The sequence below is a fragment of the Roseibium sp. RKSG952 genome, from assembly GCF_009711355.1.
The window spans coordinates 92,816-111,688 of record NZ_SMMF01000959.1 but is presented as its reverse complement, the minus strand read 5'-3'; the positions used below and the strand labels follow the sequence as shown (position 1 = coordinate 111,688).

Annotated in this window: 16 protein-coding genes; 6 read left to right on the top strand and 10 right to left on the bottom strand. The window is 56.0% G+C overall.

The window, feature by feature from the left end:
* Positions 1-86: 86 nt before the first annotated feature.
* The 8 genes from E1297_RS40560 to E1297_RS40525 all read right to left on the bottom strand — a co-directional run bounded on the left by E1297_RS40560 (position 87) and on the right by E1297_RS40525 (position 11,189).
* Positions 87-1,163: a DUF2793 domain-containing protein gene (locus E1297_RS40560; RefSeq protein WP_155148412.1), complete on the bottom strand. Its 1,077-nt coding sequence runs from the start codon at positions 1,161-1,163 to the stop codon at positions 87-89.
* A 252-nt stretch (positions 1,164-1,415) separates the two neighbouring features.
* Positions 1,416-2,852 carry a mannose-1-phosphate guanylyltransferase/mannose-6-phosphate isomerase gene (locus E1297_RS40555; protein ID WP_155148410.1) on the bottom strand — a complete coding sequence of 479 codons (1,437 nt, stop codon included), beginning with the start codon at positions 2,850-2,852 and terminating at the stop codon, positions 1,416-1,418.
* Positions 2,853-2,923: 71 nt separating this feature from the next.
* Positions 2,924-3,817 carry a UTP--glucose-1-phosphate uridylyltransferase GalU gene (gene galU, locus E1297_RS40550; protein ID WP_155148408.1) on the bottom strand — a complete coding sequence of 298 codons (894 nt, stop codon included), beginning with the start codon at positions 3,815-3,817 and terminating at the stop codon, positions 2,924-2,926.
* A 304-nt stretch (positions 3,818-4,121) separates the two neighbouring features.
* Positions 4,122-5,927 carry an ABC transporter ATP-binding protein gene (locus E1297_RS40545; protein WP_155148406.1) on the bottom strand — a complete coding sequence of 602 codons (1,806 nt, stop codon included), beginning with the start codon at positions 5,925-5,927 and terminating at the stop codon, positions 4,122-4,124.
* A gap of 1 nt (position 5,928) precedes the next feature.
* The gene (locus tag E1297_RS40540) at positions 5,929-6,858 is read right to left on the bottom strand and encodes an ABC transporter permease subunit (RefSeq protein ID WP_155148404.1); all 930 of its coding nucleotides are present in this window, start codon (positions 6,856-6,858) and stop codon (positions 5,929-5,931) included.
* A 10-nt stretch (positions 6,859-6,868) separates the two neighbouring features.
* Positions 6,869-7,792 (bottom strand): oligopeptide ABC transporter permease OppB, encoded by a 924-nt coding sequence (oppB, locus tag E1297_RS40535; protein ID WP_155148402.1) that lies wholly within the window; start codon positions 7,790-7,792, stop codon positions 6,869-6,871.
* 64 nt (positions 7,793-7,856) lie between these two features.
* Positions 7,857-9,485, bottom strand: coding sequence for a peptide ABC transporter substrate-binding protein (locus E1297_RS40530; RefSeq protein ID WP_155148400.1), 1,629 nt, complete (start codon positions 9,483-9,485; stop codon positions 7,857-7,859).
* 465 nt (positions 9,486-9,950) lie between these two features.
* Entirely contained in the window at positions 9,951-11,189 is a 1,239-nt protein-coding gene (locus E1297_RS40525) for a lytic murein transglycosylase (protein WP_209016295.1), read from the bottom strand.
* Between the two features lie 170 nt (positions 11,190-11,359).
* Here E1297_RS40525 and E1297_RS50890 point away from each other — a divergent pair, with 170 nt between their 5' ends.
* The 6 genes from E1297_RS50890 to E1297_RS40495 are packed head-to-tail and all read left to right on the top strand — an operon-like array spanning position 11,360 to position 17,903.
* Complete coding sequence (locus tag E1297_RS50890; protein ID WP_209016294.1) at positions 11,360-12,322, top strand: cytochrome ubiquinol oxidase subunit II; 963 nt, start codon at positions 11,360-11,362, stop codon at positions 12,320-12,322.
* On the top strand, positions 12,319-14,409 hold the full coding sequence (locus E1297_RS40515; RefSeq protein ID WP_155148397.1) for a cbb3-type cytochrome c oxidase subunit I: 2,091 nt from the start codon (positions 12,319-12,321) through the stop codon (positions 14,407-14,409). Before E1297_RS50890 ends, E1297_RS40515 begins: the two co-directional genes overlap by 4 nt.
* Complete coding sequence (locus tag E1297_RS40510; protein ID WP_155148395.1) at positions 14,406-15,038, top strand: cytochrome c oxidase subunit 3; 633 nt, start codon at positions 14,406-14,408, stop codon at positions 15,036-15,038. Before E1297_RS40515 ends, E1297_RS40510 begins: the two co-directional genes overlap by 4 nt.
* Positions 15,031-15,357, top strand: a complete 327-nt coding sequence (locus E1297_RS40505) for a cytochrome o ubiquinol/quinol oxidase subunit IV (protein ID WP_209016293.1) — start codon at positions 15,031-15,033, stop codon at positions 15,355-15,357. Before E1297_RS40510 ends, E1297_RS40505 begins: the two co-directional genes overlap by 8 nt.
* A gap of 33 nt (positions 15,358-15,390) precedes the next feature.
* Positions 15,391-16,377, top strand: coding sequence for an HlyD family secretion protein (locus E1297_RS40500; protein ID WP_155148393.1), 987 nt, complete (start codon positions 15,391-15,393; stop codon positions 16,375-16,377).
* Positions 16,374-17,903: a DHA2 family efflux MFS transporter permease subunit gene (locus E1297_RS40495; protein WP_155148390.1), complete on the top strand. Its 1,530-nt coding sequence runs from the start codon at positions 16,374-16,376 to the stop codon at positions 17,901-17,903. Before E1297_RS40500 ends, E1297_RS40495 begins: the two co-directional genes overlap by 4 nt.
* Here the strand turns inward: E1297_RS40495 and E1297_RS40490 are convergent.
* Positions 17,900-18,262 (bottom strand): CrcB family protein, encoded by a 363-nt coding sequence (locus E1297_RS40490; protein WP_155148388.1) that lies wholly within the window; start codon positions 18,260-18,262, stop codon positions 17,900-17,902. The two genes, E1297_RS40495 and E1297_RS40490, sit on opposite strands and share 4 nt — an antisense overlap.
* Positions 18,259-18,627, bottom strand: a complete 369-nt coding sequence (locus tag E1297_RS40485) for a CrcB family protein (RefSeq protein WP_155148386.1) — start codon at positions 18,625-18,627, stop codon at positions 18,259-18,261. Before E1297_RS40485 ends, E1297_RS40490 begins: the two co-directional genes overlap by 4 nt.
* Positions 18,628-18,873: the final 246 nt, after the last annotated feature.

The window sequence follows — 18,873 nt, the reverse complement described above, 5'->3', positions numbered from 1 at the left end:
GCTCTCACATATCCGACTTGGTATCTGAATCAGGTCACCAGGATTTGCGGACAAGGTGACCGTCCGGTTTCGGACGGTCTGGCTATTTAGAACCAGCGTCCGATAGCTGTGACCGAGGGTGCCTTTGCAGTGGCATCCGATGTCGCGCAAAGCACCTGCAGCGTCACCTGTGTTTCAGACGGCACATCAATTCCTGCGAACCGCCCAACAGCGCCACCGCTTCCGCTCAGTACCGGGACAGAGCCTGCTGCAAAAGCCGTCGGAAAGGTCCAAGTCGTTGAAGCACTGGCAAAAAGAACGCCCACAGAAGTGGTGCAGCTTACGGGGTCCAGATTGGCGGTACAGATCTGTGTGCCATCAGCAAACCGTATAAACTCGCCATTTGCCGTGCTGCCGCGCTCGATAACCGCACCGGTTGGGGTGCCGGAGGCTTCGGAAACTGAACCCAACAGATTTCCTGGCCCATAACCGTAGTCGGCGCGCATCAAACGCCCGGCTGTCGTGTCTGTTGCATTTGCCTGCACAGCCGCGCCAGTTGCTGTACCCGTGGCTGGATCAATGCTCAGCGCCTCGGTCCAGCTGCCGCCATCTGGCGAAACCTTGATGGCAAATCCCGTGTTGCCCGATAAACCCATCTCGGCATGACCGGTCCAGTTGGATTGAAAAAGCAAAGATGCGGTATCGCCTTCACTGGCTTTGTTGATCTTCAGCTGATGGCCGCTGCCATCATGGCTCAGCAATGTAGCCGGGCTGCGAACGGACAGGCGATTGGTTGCGTCATGTCCGGTTTGGATGCCGATACCCGGCAGGTTCTGGGTTTCGACGGGCGGGTCAGCCCAGGCACTTCCATCCCAGATTTTCAGGCGATCCGTGTCCTGATCCCATGCACGCCAACCTGTAACCGGTTCGATGAAGTGCCACGTATTGTCCAGCCAGGCCGCAAGCTGCCCGGGGTTGTCGCTCCAGTCTCCGGTCGGTGATGCCCCAAGCGCATACACATCTCCCTGCCCGGGGACGGCAGGAGGGGTGGTTGCATTCATGGACACGACACTCAGCTGAACAATCAAATCCAGCTGACGCAGTGCTTCGTTATGGGTGACATGTTTCTGGGCCTGCGAGGGTTGCAAAAACGGCAGGTTCAGACGGGGTGAGTTTTGTGACATGGGCATCCTCCTGTGGCTGTCGGTTCGACAATGTCGTTGCGCGCCAACCTGCCCTGAAGGGTGTGAAACCTGTCTGACCGGCCCGGATGCCCTGATAATTTTCTGGTAACCTAGGATTTCCGAAATGGAAACAAATCAAAGAAAGACCCAGTGTTGTGGAGGGGTGCGTCACCACTCCTCGCAAAGTGATTCTATCCGTTTGGTATAGTGCGATGCAGCGCTACTGCATCGGCGCAGCAATCACTCGGGCCGCTATTTCCGCGCGTAGAAATCTTCGTACCGGATAATGTCATCCTCACCCAGATAAGCTCCGGTCTGCACCTCAATGAGTACCATCGGAACTTTACCGGGATTTTCCAGTCGATGCTTGGCCCCGAGCGGGATGTAGACCGACTGGTTTTCACTCACGAGCTGCTCTTCAGCGTCGATCGTGACCTTTGCAGTTCCTTTCACCACGATCCAGTGTTCAGAACGGTGATGGTGCGATTGCAGGCTCAGCGCGGCGCCGGGATGAACGTGAATGCGTTTGACCTGAAAACGATCATCAATGACCAGGCTTTCAAACCAACCCCATGGGCGGTGATCGACCGGCAGAGACTCGGCCTGTTTCGCACCCTTCGCCTTGAGTGCTGTAACCGCCCGTTTGACATCTTGCGCACGATCCATACTGGCCACCAGAACCGCATCGGGCATCGCGACGGTTATTAGGTTCTCAACACCCATTGCCACCACGGTCTGAGCAGGGGATTCTGAACGAACCAACACATTTTGACAGTCGATTGTTGTGACATCGCCGGTTTGGGCCACACCATCCACATCTGGGTAGCTGAGCTCCTGAACAGCAGACCAACTACCAACATCCGACCACCCTGCGGCATAGGGGACGACGCTCAGGTTGTCGGCCTTTTCCATCACTGCATAGTCGATCGAAATGCCCTCAACCTGTTCCCAGGATGTCGCATCCAACCGCAGAAAACCCAAATCCGTCTGAGCCTGATCAACAGCTTGTCGAACCGGTGCAACCAACGCAGAAGCATGTTCTTTGAAAGCGGCAATGATATCGCGCACGGCAAACAGGAATATGCCCGAGTTCCACATATAGCTGCCATCCGCCAGCATGGCTTTGGCGCTATCCAGATCGGGTTTCTCGACGAACCGGTCCAGAGGCACTGCTGAGCCCGATGTGTCCGGTACGCTGCCGAGTTTTAGATAGCCATAGCCGGTTTCAGGACGGTCTGGTGTGATTCCGAATGTAATCAGGTCACCGCGTTCTTCGATGGTTATCAAACCTTCGGCTACAGCTGCATGGAAAGCCGCTTTATCGGGCACTACGTGATCGGATGGGGCAACCAGCATCACAGCATCGGGGTCTTGATCAGACAAATACAGTGCAGCCGCCAGAACAGCCGGTGCGGTATTGCGACCTTCGGGCTCGATCAGGATCGGCCCCGGATCAATGCCAATCGCAGATAGTTGTTCCGGCACGACAAAACGAAATGCTTCGTTGGTCAGCATCAGTGGCTTGGCATATGGCGCCGTTGCCGGGCCGCGCATTCGCACGGCGCAATCCTGCAGCAAACTTGTCTCGCCAAGCAGTGGAACAAACTGCTTGGGATAGCTTTTACGCGACAGGGGCCACAAGCGCGTGCCCGACCCTCCGCACAGGATGACAGGACAGACAGTTTTCATGAATTGCATGCCTTAGGACTGCTCATCACAATCGGTATCGTCAAAATGCAGTCAGAGGAAAGAGCACTCGATTATTGTGCTGCCCGCTCCGTTGCAACGATGTCATGCAGATACTGATTCAAGTCCGCGCGCAGATCATCACGGGCAAGCGCAAACGCTACGGTTGCCTGCAAAAACCCGGCTTTTGAACCACAGTCGAATCGTTCACCTTCAAACTGATATCCAAAGACGGGAACACCGTTTCCGATATCCGCAGCAATCGCGTCAGTCAGCTGGATCTCTCCGCCGCTGCCCTTCTTCTTTTGGTTCAGGTTGTAAAGAACGGACGGGCCAAGAATATACCGGCCGATCACAGCAAGGTTCGAAGGCGCCTCTTCGGGTTTGGGTTTTTCAACCATACCTCTCGCGCGAACGACCGTGCCCATGTTTTCACCCACATCCAAAACACCGTATGAGCTGGTTTTTTCCGCTGGCACTTCCATTGCGGCGACCATATTGCCACCGGTTTCTTCGTAGGCTTCGACCATTTGCTGCAGGCAGGGCTTGTCTGCAGCGATCACGTCGTCAGGCAGCATTACGGCAAAGGGCTCGTCCCCGATCAGACGCCGTGCGCACCAGACGGCGTGTCCCAGACCCAATGCCTTGTGTTGGCGGATATAGGCGATAGCGCCGCTTTCCATGTTGGTCGCATTCAGCGTTTCCAGCAGGTCATCTTTGCCCTTAGCCTTCAGCTCCTGCTCAAGGACCAGATTGTGGTCAAAATAGTCTTCCAGAGCTGATTTTCCGCGCGACGTCACAAAGATGAATTCGGTGATGCCGGCCGCCCGCGCCTCGTCAATGGCGTATTGAACCAGTGGGCGATCAACGAGAGTCATGATCTCTTTCGGGACGGATTTTGTCGCTGGCAGGAAGCGGGTGCCGAGCCCTGCAACAGGAAAAATCGCCTTGGTGACCTTGCGTGTCATGTTACCTCTCAAATTCAATTCTTCGCCCGGTGGTCCGGGGCTTCCTCTTAGGCCGAGAAACCAGATCAATCAATATTGCCCGGTAGACCGGGCATAGACCCCGCAAAAGGTGCCAGCTTGTCGGTGCGGAGTCAAAATCAGGTATCGTTGTTCTCAGCCCTATATTGGTATTTTGGCAGCTTTTGGGCCTGTCTGGCACGGTTGAGCTTGATAGGCGAGATTGTGCCTGTGAAATCACATAAAGTTCAGATTGGCCAGCAACAAAAAAGGCCCCGAAGCTGGTTCGCAACTTCGGGGCTTTTTCTCAAGTGTTTGCCATAATGGCTTCCAGCGTGTCGTGCTCTGCCACAAAGTGATCGGGCGCGACTTCGCTGAGTTTTGGAACATAGTCCGTCTGACCACTGTTCAACCTGCTGGGCAAAAAGCGTAGCGCAGCCTTGGGGTCCATGGGCGATGGCAACTCGCCCGGCAGCTTGAGCCGCTGGCGGCTGCGTTCCACATCCGGGTCCGGGATAGGCACCGCTGAGATCAGCGATTTGGTGTATGGATGGATCGGCTCGGAACAAATCACCTCACCATCCCCCAATTCGACGATCCGACCGAGATACAGAACCATGATCCGGTTCGATACCGCGCGAACCACAGACAAGTCGTGGCTGATGAAAATCATCGACAGGCCGAATTCCTTTTGCAGTTCGCGCAATAGCTCCACGATCTGAGCCTGAATGGAGACGTCCAGCGCCGAAACCGCCTCGTCACAAATGATCAGCTTGGGTTTATTGATCATCGCACGTGCAATGCCGACTCGCTGGTTCTGCCCACCGGACAGCTCATGCGGGTATCGGTTGATCATGTTGGCCTTGAGACCGACCCGTTCCATCATTTCGGCGACCATGTCCTTGCGTTCACGCTCGGTCAGGTCAGGGCGATAGGTCTTCAGCGGTTCGGCAATCGAGGCCGAGATGGTCATACGCGGATCAAGGCTGGCCAACGGATCCTGAAACACGATCTGCAGATCCTTACGGTACTTGTTCAGTTCGGCGCGTTTCAGTCCGACGATGGGATGACCCAACCAGCTGACATTGCCTGCACTGGGCTCGATCAGTTGCAGGACAGCCCGGGCCAGTGTGGACTTGCCACAACCGGATTCGCCCACAACACCCAGCGTTTCGCCTTTGCGGATGTCGAAGCTAACACCATCAACAGCTTTAAGGGGCACTTTGCGACCAAACAATCCGCCTGAGACGTGGATCGGGAAGTGAACCTTGACGTCATCGACTTTGAGCAGTGGCTCTTCTACTTTGTCCAGCGCTTTGGGGGCGTCACCCGCATCGATCCGAGGCATCGCCTCAAGTAGCGTCCGCGTGTACTCGTGCTGGGGCGCGCGGAAGATCTCGCGCGTGTCACCGGCTTCGACGAATTGACCTAGCCGCATGACCTGAATGCGGTCACACATACGTGCGACGACACCCATGTCATGGGTTATCAGAGCAATCGCGGTTCCCTCGTCCTTTTGCAGGCGCACCATCAGATCCAGAATGTCCGCCTGTACGGTTACATCCAAAGCTGTCGTTGGTTCGTCAGCAATCAGCAGCTTTGGGTTACACAGCATTGACATCGCGATCATGACCCGCTGGCGCATACCGCCCGACAGCTCATGGGGATACTGATCCAGACGCCGCTTGGCTTCTGGGATGCGCACACGATCCAGCCATTCCAGGCAACGCGCCCGCGCCGCCGAGCCTTGCAGCCCTTCGTGAACCTGCAGCACTTCGCGCATCTGCTGCCCGATCCGCAGATGCGGGGTCAGCGCAGTCAGTGGGTCCTGAAAGATCATGCCGACATCGTCGCCACGGATCTGGTTCAGTTTGTTGACCGACAGGTTCAGGATTTCCTGCCCGTTCAGCATGGCAGATCCCGAGGCTTTGCCAGCCGGAGGCAGCAATCCCATCGCGGCCATAAAGGTTTGGCTTTTGCCAGACCCGCTTTCACCCACAATCCCCAGACATTCACCCGGATTGATATCAAAGCTGATGCCTTTAACAGCCTCGACCACGCCATCGGGCGTGTCGAACTGGACGCTCAGGTCCTTTACGGAAAACAGACTCATATCAGCGATCCTTCGGGTCCAGAGCGTCGCGCAGGCCATCCCCGATGAAGAACATCGTGATGATGATTGCGACGTAGAATGTGAGGGGGAACATCAACTGCCACAGGGTGCCATAACCCATCGTTCCGGCCCCTTCGGCGATCAGACGGCCCAACGAAGTGTAAGGTTCCGAAATCCCCAATCCGAGGAACGAAATGAAACTCTCGGTCAGGATCATCTCGGGCACCAGCAGAGAGGCGTAAACGATCACCACCCCCAAAAGGTTGGGCAGGATGTGGCGATACATGATGGTGAACTCGCTGACACCAGCGGCTCGGGCGGCTTCGATGAACTCGCGGTTTTTCAGGGTCAGGGTCTGCCCCCTAACGATCCGCGCCATGGTCAGCCAGCCGACCGCACCAAGTGCAATGAACAGCATAAAGAATGACCGCCCTGCGACCACCAGCAAAAGGATGATGACCAGTGTCGCCGGAATGGCCAGCAGGATGTCGACAAATCGCATCATGGCGCCGTCTGTGCGGCCACCGATGTATCCGGCGGTAATCCCGTAACAGGTTCCAACGATCAGAGCTGTCGCAGCGCCGATCAAGCCCACCAACAGCGATGTGGTCGTCGCCTGAATGACCCGGCTATAGAGGTCACGCCCAAGATCATCGACACCAAAGTAGTGTCCTGTTTCAATGGACGGCATCCCCATGCCGCGTACGTCACCCATGACGTTCCAATCGATTTCCTCGTTGTTCCACACGGCAAAGTAGGGCCCGATAATCGTGAACAACACGATGAGACCCAGAATGAATACGCTCGCCATTGCGGCCTTGTTGCGGACGAAACGCATGCGCGCGTCCTGCCAGAGTGATCGCCCCTGAATGACCGTGTAATCGGTGATTTCTTCGGCCAGATGGGCGGCTTTTTGTGATTTTCCAAGCATTGCCAGCCCCTCAGTAACGGATTTTCGGATCGAACCAGGCATAGGCCAGGTCGGTCAGAAGGTTCACGAAAACGGTCAGAACGCCGTAGAGGATCGTAACCCCCAACAGCACGGCATAGTCGCGAGACAGAGCAGATCCCACATAGGCCTGTCCCAATCCGCCGGTCGAGAAGTAGATGTCGACAAAGACCGAGCCGGTCAGAACGTAGACAAAGACCGGACCCAGATAGGATACGACTGGCAGCAAAGTTGGCTTCAGTGCATGGCGCCAGATCACAGTTCTTGTCGGCAGACCTTTTGCGCGGGCGGTGCGGATGAAGTTCGAGTTCAGAACTTCCAGCATCGACGATCGCGTGATCCGGGCGATTGATCCCATGTAAGACGTCGCCAGCGCAATCACGGGCATGATCAGATAGGGCCATTGACCGCCATTCCAGCCACCACCCGGCAGCCATCCCAGCCACAGGGTAAATGTCAGGATCAGGATCGGACCCATGATGAAGTTCGGCAGTGCTTGTGCCGCGATGCCCAGACCAACGGCAAAATAGTCGATCCAGCTATTGTGCTTGATGGCAGCAGCAATCCCAAGGCTGACACCGACAAAAGTAGCAACAAGAAACGACAGCGAGCCGTAGGTCAGCGAGATCGGGAAACCCTGCGCGATGATGTCATTTACGTCGCGGTCCTTAAACTTGAAGGACGGGCCGAAATCGAAATGCACGACGATGTTGTACAGGTAATCCCAGAGCTGCTTCCACAGCGGCTGATCCAACCCGTACCGCGCCTCGATATTGGCCAGAACCGCCGGCGGCAGTGGCCGTTCCGAGGTGAAGGGTCCACCTGGCGCGAAGTGCATTAAAAAGAAACTGGCAACGATCAGCAAAAGGATCGTTGGAACGGCGATCAGCAATCGCCGGATGATATAGGCAAGCATTCCATGCCCCCATTATTGGCTTTGCCCCGGATAGGGTTCCGGGGCAAAGCACGATTTAGGATGATTATTCGGCGATCTTGTAGAGGTTCTTGGAATACCAGTTCTGCTCTACGTTATTGATCGGCCAGTTCCCCAGGTCGCTATCCATCATGTAGACGCCAGCATAATGATAGATCGGAATGACAGGGGTTTCTTGCGCGATGATACGCTCGACCTCAGTGTACAGAGGTGCTGCATCATCTGCTGTCTTTGCTTCGGCCAGCAGCTCATCAACGCGAGCGTTGTTGTACTTGCCGTCGTTGTAGCCGGAATCCGACTGCAGCAGATCGAGGAAGGTGGATGCTTCGTTATAGTCGCCACACCATGCGCCACGTGCCAGATCGAAGTTCTGGTTGCCGCGCTCTTCCAGGAAGATCTTCCACTCCATGTTGGCGAGTTCGACGTTGGCACCCAGCTTCTGTTTCCACATCTGGCTCAGCGCTACGGCGACTTTCTTGTGCGCCTCTGAGGTGTTGTAGACCATCGAGAAGGTCAGTGGGTTGTCAGGACCGTAGCCCGCCGCAGCCAGCAGTTCTTTGGCCAGTTCGTCACGCTCGGCTTGCGACATCGACGCCATTTCCACCTCCGGAACGTCAAAGCCTGCTGTCGCTTCGGGTGCGAAAGTGTAGGCCTGCGGCTGACCGCCAGCCATGATGTTCTCGGTGATGATCTTACGGTCAACGGCCAGGGACAGGGCCTGACGGACGTTCGGATCCTTGAACGCCTCGGGGCCACCTTCGGACAGGTTGAACGTATAGTAATAGTTGCACAGACGTGGATAGCTGATCGCTTCGTCAGGATATTCTTTGCTCAGACGCGGGAACTGACCTGCGGGAACATCGGTACGGTCCAGTTCACCTGCCAGATAGCGGGTCAGGGCAACGTTCTCATCATTGATGACCAGGGCAACGACTTTGTCGAGGATGGTGTTCTCGTTATCCCAGTACATTTCGTTGCGCTCACGAACCGAACGCTCCTGCGGCAGGTGCTCGGTCAGAACATAAGCGCCATTCGATACAATGTTACCGGGTTTGGTCCAGGCATCGCCGAACTCTTCGATCACCTTCTGCGGGGCCGGGAATGTGGTCGAATGTGTGGTCATCTGCGGGAAGTAGGGCAGGGGTGCGCTCAGTCTCACTTCCAGCGTTTGATCGTCGATTGCTTTGACGCCCAGCTCGTCAACCGGCTTTTCACCGGCAATGATTGCTGCCGCATTTTCAATCGACATCAGTTCCATGAACCACGCGTAAGGAGAAGACAGCGCGGGATCGACGGCACGTTTCCACGCGTATACAAAATCGCCTGCGGTTACCGGATCACCATTTGACCATTTGGCATTGTCGCGCAGGGTAAAGGTGTAGACGTCTTTGGTATCGTTGACGGTAAAGTCTGTCGCTACCCCGGGAACGAGGTTGCCGTTTTCGTCTTGGTTCATCAGGCCTTCGAATAGGTCACGGACGATATCGGCGCCATCGGTATCTTCGACAACCTGCGGATCGACCGAGCTGTGCTCATCAAGAACGCGGTAGATAAAGGTCTGGTCGTCGGCCAGCGGCTCACCGGTTTCCGGATGGGTACCTGCAGCAAAGGCGGCACCTGCGATCATGGTCGAGGACAGCAGCCCCGCCAGCGAGTTTCGAATGTACTTATTCATGTTGTTGCTCCCATTTGTCGGCGCCAGAATTGCACTCTGAAAAGGGGGTGGCATCCGGCAGCCTGATTTGTCCGACGTCCGCTGGGACTCAGTTCAATTCGATTTTGGTTTTGCCAATTCGCAAGGAACACTGCGTCGCAGCTTTCTTGATTGCAGTCGGTGAGGTGGTTGCGAAAGTCGACTTTCACTGCTGCAGAACGTGGCATTATTTGGGCAGGGGATAAAGGCTTGGTCAGTCATTTGAGCAACCAAAGGTAGAAAGAAACCCAAAGCCGGGGGGTGCTCGAAATTTTCTGAGGCGGGGCAGTGTCATCGTGATATTTTTGTGATGGCCCGAGTCTTTTGCAGGGAAAACCTAAGTCCAGAACGTTTGTTTTCCGAGGCTCCAAAGCCCAAAATCAACCGAATCGCTGGTCGGTTTTACGACTCGCTACTGCGCGCAGGAGTGCATCGAAGATGAGTGTTTCAGGGCTTGAGTTGTGACTTCATGCGGCTTTCAGGAAAGCACGTGGGTGCCTGACCGGTCGCCTCTTGCCACCTGCCGATCGAACGTCGGGTTTTAAAACCGGGAAGCCCGTCTGCTCCGCCCACATCATGCCCCTGCTGCTCAAGTGCACGTTGCATGCTGGCGACATCAGATCGGTACAATCCACCGACTTTACCCCAGCCACTGCTGAAGTTGCCCATCCCATACTGAATGCGGTCCCCAACATGGCCCACGAACAGAGCATAGAGGTCGCTCATATTGTAGTCTTTGAGAACGTAGAAATTCGGCGTGACGATAAAGGCAGGGCCATTTCGCCCGGCGGGCATCATGAGATATCCTTCACCGGACAGTTCATGAGGTGGAAACGGTTTGCCCGAGGTTCGCGCGATACCCATCGCCGCCCAGTCCCGAATTGGCCGCCCCTGATCGGGGCCTTCCAACGCGCAGGATACAGATTGTGGTACTGAAACCTCGAAGCCCCAGTCGCGGCTTGCGACCCAACCGTGCCGGGCCAGATAATTGCCAATCGATGCGAGCGTATCATCGGTCGACCCCCAGATGTCCGCGCGTCCGTCGCCATTGCCATCTGCAGCAAAGTTTAGAAAACTCGATGGCATGAACTGTGGCTGCCCCAAGGCACCGGCCCAGCTGCTTTTCATGGCCCTGCCTGAAACATGCCCCGCTTCCGCGATTTGCAGCGCGGCGATCAGCTCATCGGTAAAGTAATCTGACCGAGTACTCATGAAGCCCTTGGTGCCAAGGACCTGGAATGCATCATGACGGATTGCGACCTGCCCATAACCGCTTTCACGTCCCCAAACGGCCAGAATGATACGTCCCGGAACCCCGGTTTGTGCCTCGATACGGGCCAAAGTCGCCGCATGACGTGCAGCCATTTTGCGGCCAACCGATGTTGCACCCTGAACTGACCCGGCATTGAAGTATTTCCCCGGTGATCCGAACTCGGCTTGACGCTGTTTTTTGGGTGTTCTGGCTTTGGTGCCCGGTGGCACCAGGTCGGGAAGATCCCAGTTCAGCGTGACGCCAGCAAAGGCCTGGTTCATAGTCTGACGAGAAACGCCTTTGGCGCGGGCTTTAGGCCAGACCTCTTGTTGCAGCCAGTTCTGAAACTGTTGTTCAACCGCCGCCCGATTTTGTGCGGCAACATTGGTGCCAAACAAGGTCAGGCTAAGGAGCAAAAGAAATATACGCATCATGAACCGGTCTCGCCTGCCTTAAGAGGCAAGTCAACAGGCTGGTTGTTCGATCAAGCCAGCGGTTGAATGCCCGGTGGCCCTGACAATCGCCGGTTTGGAAAAAACCTTGAGAAATTTCATGACTTTGCCGATAGTTGGACGGAATCGAGGGCATGAAAGGACGGGTGGGCGTGAGCATTTTCAGGTTGTCCCTTGCGTCAGTGCCAATACTGGCGGCAATCGCAGTTTTGTTTGCTTCGGCGCAGGTGGCCGGAGCGAGTGACAGTTTCATGGACCCACAGGGTCCGATCGCAGCAGTCCAGAAAACGCATTTGTTGCGGGCAACGGGCTTGATCCTGATTGCTGTTATTCCCGTTCTGCTGCTCGTCCCGCTCATTGCTCTGCGATACCGTCGCCGCAAGGGTGGCACCGCGGCCTACCGGCCCGATTGGGATTTCTCGGCAAAGCTCGAGTTCCTGATGTGGGGCGTTCCGGTCGTGATCGTCGCCATTCTTTCCTTCTACTTATGGAAAGCGACACATCGGCTGGACCCTTATGCTGCGCCCTTCGGTGATGAACCGGCTTTGAGAGTGCAGGTCGTAGGCCTGGATTGGAAATGGTTGTTCATCTATCCCGATCTCGGCATCGCCAGCGTGGGTGAGCTGGGTATACCGGTCAAACAGCAGGTGGCGATGACACTGACGACCGATACCGTGATGCAATCCTTCATGATTCCCGCTCTGGCAGGTCAGATCTATGCCATGCCGGGTATGACAACTCAGCTGCATGTGGTGGCAGATCAGCCCGAAACGATGCAGGGTGAGAACACACAATACAACGGCCGCGGCTTTACCAAGCAAAAGTTCCAGACAGTCGCGATGCAGCCGGATGAGTTCGATGCCTGGGTCGAGAAGGTACGCGGCAATGGCATTCTTCTGGATCCGACGACCTATCAGACCCTAGCCATGCGCACGGATCGGGATGAGGTGCAGGCCGCGCTGGGAACCACGCAGATGCCAGAGAATGCTCTCTACTTCAAATTGGACGACGGCGATCTGTTCCACACGATCCTGCACCGATACCATAGCGGCAAGGCATTGCCGCTGGATCAGCAACCCGGCACGACCGAATTTGGTCAGGAGGCGAGCCAATGACATCCACCGATAGCGGTTTCTTTGGTCGTCTGAACTGGGACGCATTCCCGATTGCGGGGCTTATCCAGAACCCCAATACGAATGAAATCGTCGCCAATGCTGCTGCTGGCATAGTGATCGTTGGCGTTGTGGCCGTTTTGGGTCTGCTGACATGGTTCCGACTTTGGGGACCGCTCTGGCGAAACTGGCTAACCAGCGCCGATCACAAGAAAATCGGTATCATGTACATTGTATTTGCAATCGTGATGCTGGCACGTGGTGTGCTTGAGGGTGTGGTCATGCGCGCGCAGCAAGCGGCGGGTCCGGGTGACGGGTTCCTCGAGGCCGAGCATTTTGCCGAATTGTTCAGCACCCACGGCACGATCATGATCTTCTTTGTCGCGGTGCCTTTTGTGTTCGGTGTGGCAAACTTTCTGGTGCCGTTGATGATCGGGGCGCGGGATGTCGCCTTTCCAGTGATGAACCAGATCAGTCTGGGCCTGACCGTCTCTGCTGGCATGATGCTTATGGTATCTCTGGTTGTGGGCGAGTTCTCGACCGGTGGCTGGACAGCCTATCCGCCCTATACGGGTGCAGCCTTCAATCCGGGCGTCGGGCCTGACTACTGGATTTGGGCCATTGTCGTCTCGGGTATCGGAACGACGCTGACGGGCATCAACTTTGCGGTCACGATTTACAAGCTACGCGCGCCGGGGATGAAGTTCATGCGGCTGCCGATGTATTGCTGGACGATCATCTGCAGCTCGATCCTGATCATCTTTGCCATGCCGCCGCTTGGGGTTGCCGCGCTTTTGCTTGCCGCCGACCGTTACTTGGATTTCCACTTTTTCACCAACGACCTTGGCGGCAACATGATGAACTATGCCAACCTGTTCTGGTTGTTCGGGCACCCAGAGGTCTATCTGCTGGTGCTGCCAGCATATGGTATCTATTCCGAGGTCTTCGCCACGTTCTCGGCGAAACGGCTTTACGGGTACAACTCGCTGGTCATAGCCACCATGTCCATTGCGGTGCTGTCATTTACTGTCTGGCTGCATCACTTTTTCACCATGGGCCAAAGCGCTCTGATCAACGCAGTATTCGGTATTGCTACCATGTTGATCGCCATTCCGACTGGTGTGAAGGTCTACGACTGGATGGCGACGCTGTGGCGTGGACGCATCCGGTTCTCGGTTCCGATGCTGTATGGTTTGGCCTTCCTGATGCTGTTCGTCATTGGCGGGCTGAGCGGCGTGATCCTAGCCAACCCGACCGTTGATTATCAAGTTCACAACACCCTGTTCCTTGTCGCGCATTTCCACAATGTGCTGCTGCCGGGCGTGCTGTTCGGTTTGCTTGCCGGATACAACTATTGGTTCCCAAAGGCTTTCGGTTTCCGCCTGAACGAGTTCTGGGGCAGGGTGACCGTGGTGCTTTGGACCGTCGGCTTCATGCTGACCTTCCTGCCACTGTACTTTGTCGGCCTGATGGGTATGCCGCGCCGTTCCTACAGCTGGGAAGACCCCAGTTTCCATCCCTATATGATCGTTGCCGTTCTTGGTGCGTTGGTTATCCTTGCCGCACTATTGTCGGTATTGGTGCAGCTTTGGGTCAGTATCCGCGACCGCGAAAAGACCCGTGTGCCAGTGGGTGATCCTTGGGATGCACGGACGCTGGAATGGTCGATCCCGGCACCGCCGCCTCCGTATAACTTCGCCATCATTCCCAATGTCACTGATCGTGATAACTTTGCCACAGCAAAGGAGCGCGGTGACGCCTATCCAACGCCAGACGAATACGAAGACATCGTGATGCCGCGCAATACGTCGATCGGCTTCATACTGTGTGTAGTCAGTGGGATCTGGATGTTCGCCCTAGTCTGGTGGATCTGGTGGCTGGCTGCGTTAATGACCGTGCTGATCATTCTGTCGATCATCGTCTGGAGCTTTGATACAGACACAGAAGAGGTCATCACGGCCGAACAAGTGCGCAAAGAACACGAAGCCTGGCTGGCGATCGTTCACAGTGCGGTCGCAGTGGACCGTGATCACGAAACTGCCCCTGAAAACCGCGGACTGGCCCGTCCTGATCTGGAGGCCGTAACATGAGACGAGCGCCATCCCACAGCTATCCCGGTCTGAACCTGGGTGAAGATCATGCCAGCGCCCACAAGTCGAGTGAGGTTGTTACCTTCGGCTTCTGGGTCTTCTTGATGAGCGATCTGGTCTATTTCGGACTGATGTTCGCGATCTACATTACGATGATAGACGCGCAGGCGGGCGGGCCGGGGCCACATGAACTGTTCGATCTGAAGAGCATATTCGCCCAGACCCTGATCCTTCTGACCAGCAGCCTGACGGTCGGGCTTGCCATGCTGGCGCTGAAATACAATCTGCCGCGCGCCCGGATCGTGCTGTGGTTTGGGGTAACCCTTGTACTTGGGATCAGCTTTCTGGTGCTGGAAGTCCGCGATTTCATGGCGATGGCTGAACAGGGGGGAATACCACAGCGCAGCGGTTTTCTATCCGCATTTTATGGTCTGGTTCCCCTGCATGGGCTGCATGTCGCTGCGGGCTGCCTCTGGCTGATTGTGCTTGGCATTCAGCTCAGGGTCATGGGTATGACGGACCTCGTGATTTCGCGCGTGATGCGACTGGCGCTGTTCTGGCACTTCCTGGATCTGATCTGGATCGGCATCATTACCATCGTCTATTTCGGAGGGCTGACCTATGGATAAGCGTACCGAGATGCACCGCCGTGAACGCCGTCGTTATGTCATCGGTTATGGCGGTTCTCTGCTGCTGACACTGGCCGTTTTTGCGATTGCCTACTACTTTGGCATCGAAACAAAAGGGGTATACCTGACGATTGGATTGCTGGGCCTTGCGCAGCTAATCGTCCAGCTTGTGTATTTCCTGCACATCGACCGGCGCCGTAGCAGTCGCGAAGATCTCGACCTTGTGCTGTTCTCGACAATGGTTCTACTGATCATCATTCTTGGCACAGTCTGGATATTGGGCAATCTGGCCATTCGGATGCACATGCACGTGATGTGACCGATCGCGCACAAGATTAAAGGATACAGGCGCATGAAATCTCTCAAAGCTGTAGCGGTTGTCGCCATGCTTGTTGCTATCGCAATCGGCCTTGTCCTGTTTTGGAGGCATGAAGAGAGATATCCATCAACCAAGGATGCCTATGTCGGCGCCAACATAATCAATGTTGCCGCGCAGGTGACCGGGCAGGTCGCCGAGGTGTCAGTGGTCGAAAACCAAAAGGTCAAAACTGGGGACCTTTTGTTCACCATCGACGAAACGCAGTTCCGTGCGTCTGTCGATCAGGCCAAAGCCGATCTGGACAGCGCCGAACAACAGGCAAAATCCTTTGCAACCCAGCTTCCGTCGGCAGAAGCCGAAGTTGATAGCGCGCAATCGGCATTTGATACTGCACAGAATAATCTGGAACGCGCCAAAGCGCTGTTCTCGACAGGAGATATTGCACAGGCCTCTCTGGATCAGACCACCTCGGCCTTTGCACAGGCATCAGCGCGCCTGACCACAAGCAAATCCAGCCTGCTGGCACTGGAGAGCGGTCTGGCAGCCAAGCAGGATGACATTCTGTCGTCGCAGGCCCAGTTGGAGATTGCACAAGCCGATCTGGCATGGACCAAAGTCTATGCCGCAGCCGATGGCTGGGTTGCCAATCTGACCTTGCGTCCCGGATCGTCGGTATCGGCAAACTCGCCGCAGTTTTCCATCGTCGAGTCATCGGATTGGTGGGTCGATGCAAACTTCAAGGAAACATCCCTGCCGCGTATTCGCCCCGGTCAGCCTGTGAAGATCGAGATCGATATGCTTCCAGGCATACAGCTGACGGGCACGGTGGCCTCGATCGGACGCGGGTCGGGTGATACGTTCTCACTTCTGCCATCCGAGAATTCCAGCGGCAATTGGGTCAAAGTCACCCGGCGTTTCCCGGTCAGGGTCGAGCTTGATCCGACGGATGCACCGCTGCGCGTCGGCGGCAGCAGCAAAGTGACCGTCGATACCACCGTGACACCCAAGGCATCGCAATGACAATGGCAGGTGCCGCCGCTGGCCGGGTTAACCCGGTCATCGTGGTCGCCGTTGTACTCAGTGCTATGCTCGAGGTGCTGGACAGCACCATCGTCAATGTTGCGCTTCCCCATATTCAGGCTGCTTTTGGGGCAACCACTGATCAGGCGACGTGGATCCTGACCAGCTATATCGTTTCCGCCGTCGTGATCATGCCGCTCACCGGGTTTGTGGCTCGGCGCGTTGGGCGGCGGCGTTTGATCCTGACTGCGGTGACAGGATTTGCGACAATGTCCGTGATGTGCGGTCTGTCGTGGAGCCTTGAGACCATCGTGGTGTTCCGTCTGGCCCAGGGCATGTTTGGCGCCTTTCTGATACCGCTGTCGCAATCCATTCTGTTCGATGCGTTCCCGCGCGAAAAACGTGGTCAGGCGATGGCAGTTTTTGGTCTTGGCGTTGTTGTTGCGCCAGTCCTTGGCCCGACGGTGGGTGCCATTCTGACTGAATATTTTTCGTGGCGCATGGTATTCTTCGTAAATCTGCCCGTTGCGGCGATGGCGCTGTTGTTGCTGGCCGGTGAGTTGCCCGATGATGAAACCGAAGATGTAAAAATCGACTGGGCGGGTCTGGCCATGCTCGCAATTGGCATCGGCTGTCTGCAATTCGTGCTCGATCAGGGTGAGACCAAAGACTGGTTGTCGTCTCGGGTCATTCAGGTGGCCGTCATCGCTTCGCTTCTCGGAACGCTTGGGTTCATTATCCATGCCGTGACGAAAAAGGGTGCGATCGTTGATCTGCGCCTGTTTGCAGATCGCAACTTTGCCCTGTCCAATCTGATCATTGCCGGTTTTGCTGTATCCCTGTTCGGTGGCATCGCAATCCTGCCGACCTTTGTTCAGAGCCTGCTGGACTATCCCGTTATCGAATCCGGGCATCTGTTCATTCCGCGCGGTATCGCAGCCGGGGCTTCGATGGTTGTCACGGGTTCAGTTTTGGTAACTCGTTTTGACCCTCGCGTGCTGGCAGGTCTGGGCCTTTTGCTGACGGCAATCGGAAACTTCATGCTGGGTATGCTCAATCTGAACGCGGGATTCTGGCAATTGGCATGGCCCGGTGCGGTCAGTGGCCTAGGCATGGGGCTGGTCTTTGTTCCCCTTTCGATCCTCGCTTTCGAAAGCATCAGCCAGCGTCGACAGGACGAGGCGTCGGGATTGTTCAATGTAACACGTCAACTTGGCTCTTCGGTTGGCATCGCGCTGGTCGGAACCTGGGTCGTGCGCGGATTGCAGACGAACACGGCCAACCTCAGCCAGAATGTGACGCCCTACAATCCGGCAGCGCAGGCCTATCTGGAGCCGCTTGGTTTGACGCCTGACAGTGCTCAGGGCGCGGCCATTCTGGGTCAGGAAATATCCCGTCAGGCTGAGCTGATCTCATATCTGACAGTGTTCAATAATCTGGGTTTGTTGGCGCTGGCGACGATACCGCTGTTGTTCTTTTGCAAGGCGCCAAAGCCGGGCACACAAGCCACAGTTCACGCGCATTAACGCATCAGGAACAGGCCGAGCCACAGGGCAACCCAACACAGCGCAAGACTGAGAAGAATGTTGCCTGCGGCCAGCGCTATGGTGCGTTCCCGGTGTAGTTGAAGTGATTGATAAGCGAAGCTGGAGAATGTCGTGAACCCGCCACAGAAGCCAAAGACAAGACGCTTTTGCTCTTCGCCCATCTCGACCGGCCCACCGAGATAACCGATCCAAACCCCAAGCAGCAGACTGCCAAGGACATTCACGATAAGGGTGGAAAAGGGCAGGTCATGCGTCACTCGAAGCGCGATCCAGTGTCGCAACACCGCTCCCAGCCCGCCGCCGAGGCCAAACATCGTATGTAGATACAGATCGTTCATTCGGGTGGCCGTTCGGAATGAAATGTACGGCCGATGGCTTCACCAAGCATAGCGGCAGCGAGACCCACCATGATCTCGGCGGCCAGCGCGATGATCACAGCCCAGCCATTGGTTTCGGCAATACGCTCAAGCTCAGCTACAAACGATGAAAAGGTGGACAACCCACCACAAAACCCCACTGCACCCAGATGCAAGACATGTGCATGAACCTTGTGCCGGATCGCATAAAGCCATCCCAGAATGAAACAGGCCACTATGTTGATGCCGAAAGTGGCGGTCAGAAACGGGGCGCCGGGAATTTCAAGAGAGAACGCTTCGCGCAACAACGAACCTGCTGCGCCGCCCACAAAAACGGACGTATACATCAAGGCGCGTTCCCTAAATGCAGTTGCCGTTTTTGCCACTGATGAAAACCTTGCTCAGCCTCAAGTTGCCTTTGGCATATCGTCTGCCTGAACCCGGATCAACCGTTCCGGGTCAGGATCGACCAGCTGACGAGCGTTCACGAATCCGCTTGCTATGGTCGTAACCGGTTCAAACTCTTGCAATTCTACCCCAAGATACTCCACGATTGGTATCGAAACGGCACCGCAGGGTCCGCTACCAGAGGG

Bases quoted from the DNA above. Each gene is read 5' to 3' on its own strand.
- E1297_RS40560 (WP_155148412.1), bottom strand. From the start codon at position 1,163: ATGTCACAAAACTCACCCCGTCTGAACCTGCCGTTTTTGCAACCCTCG.
- E1297_RS40555 (WP_155148410.1), bottom strand. From the start codon at position 2,852: ATGAAAACTGTCTGTCCTGTCATCCTGTGCGGAGGGTCGGGCACGCGC.
- galU (WP_155148408.1), bottom strand. From the start codon at position 3,817: ATGACACGCAAGGTCACCAAGGCGATTTTTCCTGTTGCAGGGCTCGGC.
- E1297_RS40545 (WP_155148406.1), bottom strand. From the start codon at position 5,927: ATGAGTCTGTTTTCCGTAAAGGACCTGAGCGTCCAGTTCGACACGCCC.
- E1297_RS40540 (WP_155148404.1), bottom strand. From the start codon at position 6,858: ATGCTTGGAAAATCACAAAAAGCCGCCCATCTGGCCGAAGAAATCACC.
- oppB (WP_155148402.1), bottom strand. From the start codon at position 7,792: ATGCTTGCCTATATCATCCGGCGATTGCTGATCGCCGTTCCAACGATC.
- E1297_RS40530 (WP_155148400.1), bottom strand. From the start codon at position 9,485: ATGAATAAGTACATTCGAAACTCGCTGGCGGGGCTGCTGTCCTCGACC.
- E1297_RS40525 (WP_209016295.1), bottom strand. From the start codon at position 11,189: ATGATGCGTATATTTCTTTTGCTCCTTAGCCTGACCTTGTTTGGCACC.
- E1297_RS40515 (WP_155148397.1), top strand. From the start codon at position 12,319: ATGACATCCACCGATAGCGGTTTCTTTGGTCGTCTGAACTGGGACGCA.
- E1297_RS40510 (WP_155148395.1), top strand. From the start codon at position 14,406: ATGAGACGAGCGCCATCCCACAGCTATCCCGGTCTGAACCTGGGTGAA.
- E1297_RS40505 (WP_209016293.1), top strand. From the start codon at position 15,031: ATGGATAAGCGTACCGAGATGCACCGCCGTGAACGCCGTCGTTATGTC.
- E1297_RS40500 (WP_155148393.1), top strand. From the start codon at position 15,391: ATGAAATCTCTCAAAGCTGTAGCGGTTGTCGCCATGCTTGTTGCTATC.
- E1297_RS40495 (WP_155148390.1), top strand. From the start codon at position 16,374: ATGACAATGGCAGGTGCCGCCGCTGGCCGGGTTAACCCGGTCATCGTG.
- E1297_RS40490 (WP_155148388.1), bottom strand. From the start codon at position 18,262: ATGAACGATCTGTATCTACATACGATGTTTGGCCTCGGCGGCGGGCTG.
- E1297_RS40485 (WP_155148386.1), bottom strand. From the start codon at position 18,627: ATGTATACGTCCGTTTTTGTGGGCGGCGCAGCAGGTTCGTTGTTGCGC.